The 6,074-nt window shown below is 46.2% G+C and carries 3 protein-coding genes; 1 reads left to right on the top strand and 2 read right to left on the bottom strand.

What is annotated here, in order from left to right:
• The first annotated feature begins 165 nt into the window (after nt 1-165).
• Nucleotides 166-1,314: a hypothetical protein gene (locus tag AC4II3_RS26185; RefSeq protein WP_490722931.1), complete on the top strand. Its 1,149-nt coding sequence runs from the start codon at nt 166-168 to the stop codon at nt 1,312-1,314.
• Between the two features lie 207 nt (nt 1,315-1,521).
• Here AC4II3_RS26185 and AC4II3_RS26180 read toward each other — a convergent pair whose 3' ends face one another.
• Together AC4II3_RS26180 and AC4II3_RS26175 are read right to left on the bottom strand one after the other, a co-directional pair.
• Nucleotides 1,522-3,021, bottom strand: coding sequence for an HlyD family secretion protein (locus AC4II3_RS26180; RefSeq protein WP_488015434.1), 1,500 nt, complete (start codon nt 3,019-3,021; stop codon nt 1,522-1,524).
• 312 nt (nt 3,022-3,333) lie between these two features.
• Entirely contained in the window at nt 3,334-5,601 is a 2,268-nt protein-coding gene (locus AC4II3_RS26175; protein ID WP_488015436.1) for a peptidase domain-containing ABC transporter, read from the bottom strand.
• Nucleotides 5,602-6,074: the final 473 nt, after the last annotated feature.

Below are 6,074 nucleotides of genomic sequence, written 5' to 3'. Positions count from 1 at the left end.
CCACGCCCCACACCCCACACCTGACGTCTTTGTAAAAAACATACCCTTGAAAGCTGCTCCCTGCTCCCTATTTCAACAGTTAATTTTACTTTTGTCCGACTACTTATCATAAACCGTGGAAATTACCCTGATAACTAATTACACAAGAATTCCTGATCAATGGTCATGAGCAGGCCAATTCAACATATGATGATTAAATCAAAACAATATAAGATTGAAAATCAACAGCGGGAGCAGGTTTTGGCAGAACTAGTTGAGCATATTTTGCGTACCCGTAAAGTGTGTCGCCCACGGCCAGGTCATCCTCTATCTGGCATCTATCTAGAGATCTATCAGACCGTAAAGCAGCAGCTCAACCATCAACTTGAGGAGGCTATTGATAGCCGATATCTACAAATGACTTCTGATCAGGAGTGGGCGTCTTGGCGGGATAGTGTCTTTAAAAAGGTACTTGACGAGGGTCGTCTTCAGCAGCTAGCCCTAGAAGCACAACGACACCAACTCAATACCCCAGAGCGATTTTATGCCTTAACGGAATTGCTCAATGCCATTAAGCTTTCTGGTAAGCTTTACCATCGAGGCAAATTTTCCCCTGAGGTCTATGATGATGCTGTGAATCTGACATTGTATTATGTTTATCAAAACCTCAATCACTACAATCGAGAAAAAGGAAAATTTATAGCCTGGGTCAATTATCGCCTCGATAAGATGTTAAAAAAGGCTCAACAAGACCTGACTGACCCATTTATCCAAGCTCAATCTGGCAAAATTGTCAGAATTAAATATCAGTTGAGCGCTCTGATTAAAAGCACCAAACTAGATCATGTGATTGTTTGGATAACACTGACCATCAAAGGCTTAATTACAAACAAGACCGATGCCGGTAACGTTACTAAACTTTTGATAGTATTATTTTTGTTGTGCCAGTTAATCGCAAAAGACCGAACCACAGGAGATTCATTAGTGTTTGAGATGGCTAAAGCCACTCTGCCTTTGCCCGCAAACTTGTCTGAGCTGACTGGGGAATCGCTCACCATAGAGACTGTGGCACAACCGGAAACAGAACTGACGTTGTATGACCAGGTCAGATACTATTTTAAAGAAGACCCGGAAAACCTGTTGCAGAAACATATAAAAAACCATCCTTCAGCTACTTTGCAAGTGATAGGGTTAGCCTACCTCGACGAAAAAAAATGGCAAGAGATATCGGATTCTTTAGGAATTAAAATTTCATCCCTGAATAACTTTTTTCAACGTAATCTTAGGAAATTAGCCCCTGAAATCAAGAGATATATAGAGGAAGAGCTCGACTGAAAATGGTTTGACAAATATGTAATTCATCAGCCTATGCGCTACGCCCACGCTACTTGAGGTGCCATCACCCTTTTGCCAACGGCTGAATGATTACAGAAATATAGGCTTGTATAAATCGGTGCTTAATCTGCTCAATACATCAACCTACATCAACAGTTCTGGCATGCATGCCAGAACTGTTGAACAGGGAACAGGTTTGAGATCACATTACAAGTCGGTGACCAGCCTTGCCTTTCTGAGTAGGAATCTTAGGACAGTCTCTTCTCTAGAAATAATATCGGCTCTGCCCTCCATTCCCAATTGAAGGGAACACTGGTTTTTGCCTTTACCGAGCACATGGCTTTCTGGAGAGATCGTCACCTCGTAGAAAGCACTAGCACCACGCCCCTTCTGGCTTAAAGCACTTGCCCTAGCACCATTACTTTGGGGTTTAATAGTATCTTCGGAAATTTGGCTGACTACACCCTTGAGGGTACCATAATCTGGATAAGGACAGGCAGATACCCGCATGTGAACCTTTTGACCTTCTGCCAACTTACCAATATCGCTTGGTGACACCACTGCCTTTATTTTCAAGGGTGCATCACCGGGAACAATTTGGGCAATTTCCTCTCCAGAGCGCACAGTTTGACCAGGGTTGCGCAAATTTAGCTTAGAAACAATCCCGTCTGCTGTGGCAGTAATCACAGTTTGGCTGAGGTCGAGTTCTACTTGTTTAAGTTCGCGGGAATCCCGCTCTAAGTGTTTGCTGATTTCAATCCGCTGTTGGATCAGGGCTTCTCTTTCTTTATTTAATCTAGCCAGAGTGGCTTCACCAGTGGCTTTTTCTTGGGCAATCCGTTCAGACGCGATCGCTACTTCTGAGCTGCTGGGATTGAGGGCAGCTTTGGCGCGCTGTAGTCTGGCTTGAGCTGCCTTAACCCCTTGTTGTAGCTGTTTTATGGTTTGTTTTTGCTCTTCAACTAGAGCTTTTTGCGCCTGCACCGCTTGTTCTTGCTGCTGGACAACCAGTTGTGCTTCCTCAAATCTATCCTGGGACAGGGCTCCAACTTCAGCAATGGGCTGATATCGGTTTCGCTTCGACCGGGCTGCGTTTAAAGCAGCTTTAGTTGACCTGAAGTTGGCCTGGGTGGACTTTAACCTAGCCTGGGCTCCGTGCCATTGTTCCTGGGCTTGCCTTAACTGAGCCTCGGCTTCAGAGACTTCAGCCACAGTGGTAATCTTCCGGTCTCGATAGTCCCGGCGGCGGCGCTCTAGTTCAGCTTCTGCGGAGGCAATAGCACGGTTGCTCCGGTTAGTTTCTGCCTGTATCTGAGTATTGAGGGCACTAATTTGGGCTTTGATTTGAACCAGTTGTAACTGGACTTGCCCGATATTGCTTTGTAGTTGGCTTTTTTTAGTTTGAAGGCGAGAGTCGTCGATAGTGGCCAGCCCATCTCCTTTTTTGACCACTTGATTTTCTTCCACAGAAATCTTCATCACCTGACCCTCTGTTGCCGCTTGCACAATTCGCAATTCACCGGCAGGACGGAAAGAAGCCTGTGCTTTGACAGTTTCCTTATATTTGGTCACAGAGCCAATGGGAATTGCTAGGGCTAGCGTAGCCACAATAAACAGTCCGCCAAACTGAATCCAACGACCAATTGGTGGTAAAAATTCGTTTTCTTGAACTGGGGGCAGAACCTGATTTTCGTAATTGCTAATCATAATAACTATGAAAGTTTAATTTAGATAAATTTAGACAAATTGAAAGGAAGTTTTAATCAGTTTGAGTGAGCATATAGCAATTATTATACTGATGAGGTACACAGGATTTTTTACGACTTCTCCCTACCACCTTCTGGTAGGATGGTTATATCATTTCAGGATAATTACCCTTAATAAAAATCTCCCTCGGTGCGCTTGACCCGTAATTAAATTCGCCACGGGTCGCACCGCTCCCCATCTCCCTACACCTCCCACCCTCTCCTTAATTATGGGTATTCAACCAGACTTGATATTAGGGGGGATTCCTGCTCCCTAAAACCCAGGACGAGGTATCTCACCGAATTGAGAACTGTTAGAATTACCATGAAAAGGACTACTATTAACAGAAGAGTCAGAGCCTGAACCCAAGATGACTATATTCTTACTTGAAGGAACAAAATCATCGAGGAAGTCTAAGTGATCCCCAGCCAGAGAGTGTAACTCTTCTGGAGTGCCTTGGATTTGCAATTTTCCTTTTTCGAGCATGATAATCCAATCGGCTCGCTGAATCACTTTCGGGCGATGACTAATCATAATAGTGGTTTTGCCTTGGCGAGAGGATAGTAATTGATCTAACACTTGAGCTTCGCTGACTGGATCGAGGGCACCAGTGGATTCATCTAAAATTAGGACTGGTGGGTCAGTAACTATAGCTCTAGCAATCGCCAATCGTTGCCTTTGGCCCCCAGAGAGATTGGCACCAAATTCCCCTAAAACCGTTTGATATTTGTCGGGTAGTTCGCTGATGAAAGAGTCAGCCCCAGCTATCTCGCAAGCCTTGACAATCTGCTCAAAAGTGACCTGGGGATAGCTAAAGTGGAAATTGTCAATGATGGAGCGACTCCAGAAGTGGGGTTCTTGTGGCACTAATATTACCTGCTGCCGCAAGCATTCCAGGGAGAGGTCTTGCTGGTTGTAGAGGCCATAGCGGATATTCCCAGACTGGAGAGAATACAAACCAGCCATCACTTTGGCCAGGGTACTCTTGCCACAGCCAGATTTACCAATCAGGGCAATGACTTTACCGCCAGGGATAGTGAGGGAGAAATCTTGGAGGAGGTCAACTCTACCAGAGTGGTGAAAGTTGAGCTTACTGCAGGTAATGTCTGCATTGCCGGGAATTTCAGCCCAGGGCTTTTTGAAGTCATTCTCATCTTCTGGGGTGGCATCGATCACTTCCGTCAGGCGTTGGATAACCACCTGGGCAGTAATAAATTCATCCACTAGCCCGATTACCGCCCCCAAGAAGCCCAGAAAGTTGCTACTCATGCCATTGTAGGCGAGCAACTGACCGATGGATAATGTCTGATTGATCACCAGGTAACTACCCAACCACAGTACAGCAATGGAAGTAAATGTGGAAAGAATGCTGGTGATTGTACTGCTGTAAAGCCCCAGCTTCATCATACCCCAGCCCAGGTTGGCCAGGCGACCGTAATTGCTTTGATACTCTCCCCAAGCTTGAGGGGTAGCTGGGGTAGTTTTGAGCACCTGCACCCCCCGAAACGTTTCTACCAGAAAGCCTTGGTTTTCTGTGCCCAAGACGATCATGTTGCGGGTTTTGGCGCGCAAGGCAGGGAGGAAAAGCAGGTTGACGATAGTAACGATCACAAAGGCACCAATCGAAGCCAGAGTCAGTTCCCAACTGTAGAATATCATCAAGGCCAAGGAAACCAAGGCAATAAAAAATTGGCTGGGCAAACCGAGGACAATTTGGGAAACTAGATTATTGATAGCATCCACGTCAGCAATGCGGCTGACCACTTCCCCACTGCGCCGTCCTTCAAAGTAAGATAGGGGCAAGCGTAGGAGTTTTCGCCCGTATTCCATGATCAGCCCTAATTGCAGCCGCTGGCCGAAGTGACCGATCAGGTGAGACTGGACCAAACCGATGGCACTGCTAAACAGGTTCATGGCAATCACGCCAATGGCCACGGTGGTCAGCAGTTGGGTATCCCCCCGCACCAGCACGTCATCGGTGAGCAGTTGCATCATCAAGGGGGAGGCCAGGGAGAGCAGTCCAATAGCAAAGTTGATGCTAATGGCTTGAGCTAAAATGAAGCGATAGGGCCAGACCCGGGCAATAAAGCGCCCAAACCCACCAACTTTATCGTTCTGTTGCTCATAAAAGCGGCTGTCGTCGGGGGTCAGTAACAGCATGATGCCGTTACCCCAACCCTCGATTAACTCTCTGCGAGTGAGGTAGCGTACCCCTACTCCAGGGTCCGCAATCACATATTTTTTTCGTTTTTTGCCATATAATACCACCCAGTGGTAGCCTTTCCAATGGATAATGGCTGGCAAGGGTACTTCATTAATGCGATCAATAATTTGATCAGTGGCTTTGACTTGGCGGGAGTTGAATCCCAAGACTTCTGCTCCTCGGCTCAATCCGAGCAAAGTAGTTCCTCGGGAGCCAGTGCCTACTGCTTCCCTCACACGACTGATGGCAAAGGTACGTCCGTAGTGCTTGGCAATGGTGGCGATGGAAGCTGCACCGCAGTCTTCTTCACTATGTTGGAGGACAATTGGGTATCTCATCTTTAGGGCTAATGCTAGGGGATAAGTTGGGGCTTTGTCCCCGACTTTATCTAACCGTGAAAAAATCTTACACTAAAATGGCCGATCACCGAGATCCGAAGGGCAGGATAGGACAGCCCCTTCTTCGGGATTTAGATTCAGTTAAAACTTATTAATTACCAGTGATTTTGTCGATGTTTGACATAGTTTTTATCCTTGATTTAACTTGACTTAATTTTCCTGGAAGCCAATGGTTGTTCCAGCTAGAAGGGTAAGCTGCCGACAGTTAACTTGGCTTACCCCTTCTATAGAGTTGTCAGGGAAACCTCAGGAACTTACGCAGCCATTTATAAAAATTCACATGAAGACGGCAAAAACAAACCTTATAGCAGCAGTCCTGTTGAGAGTGTTAGATCACGATTGGGGATCTGATCTTGAGCAAGGAATGCTAGAGCCAAAAAAGGGGTCAGGGGACTGTTTCCCCTGACCCGATA

It is taken from the genome of Moorena sp., assembly GCF_982860115.1.
This window is presented reverse-complemented; position numbering and strand designations above follow the sequence as displayed.

What these genes read in the sequence shown, in the direction of transcription:
- AC4II3_RS26185 (WP_490722931.1), top strand. Translation starts at nt 166, where the DNA reads ATGAGCAGGCCAATTCAACATATGATGATTAAATCAAAACAATATAAG.
- AC4II3_RS26180 (WP_488015434.1), bottom strand. Translation starts at nt 3,021, where the DNA reads ATGATTAGCAATTACGAAAATCAGGTTCTGCCCCCAGTTCAAGAAAAC.
- AC4II3_RS26175 (WP_488015436.1), bottom strand. Translation starts at nt 5,601, where the DNA reads ATGAGATACCCAATTGTCCTCCAACATAGTGAAGAAGACTGCGGTGCA.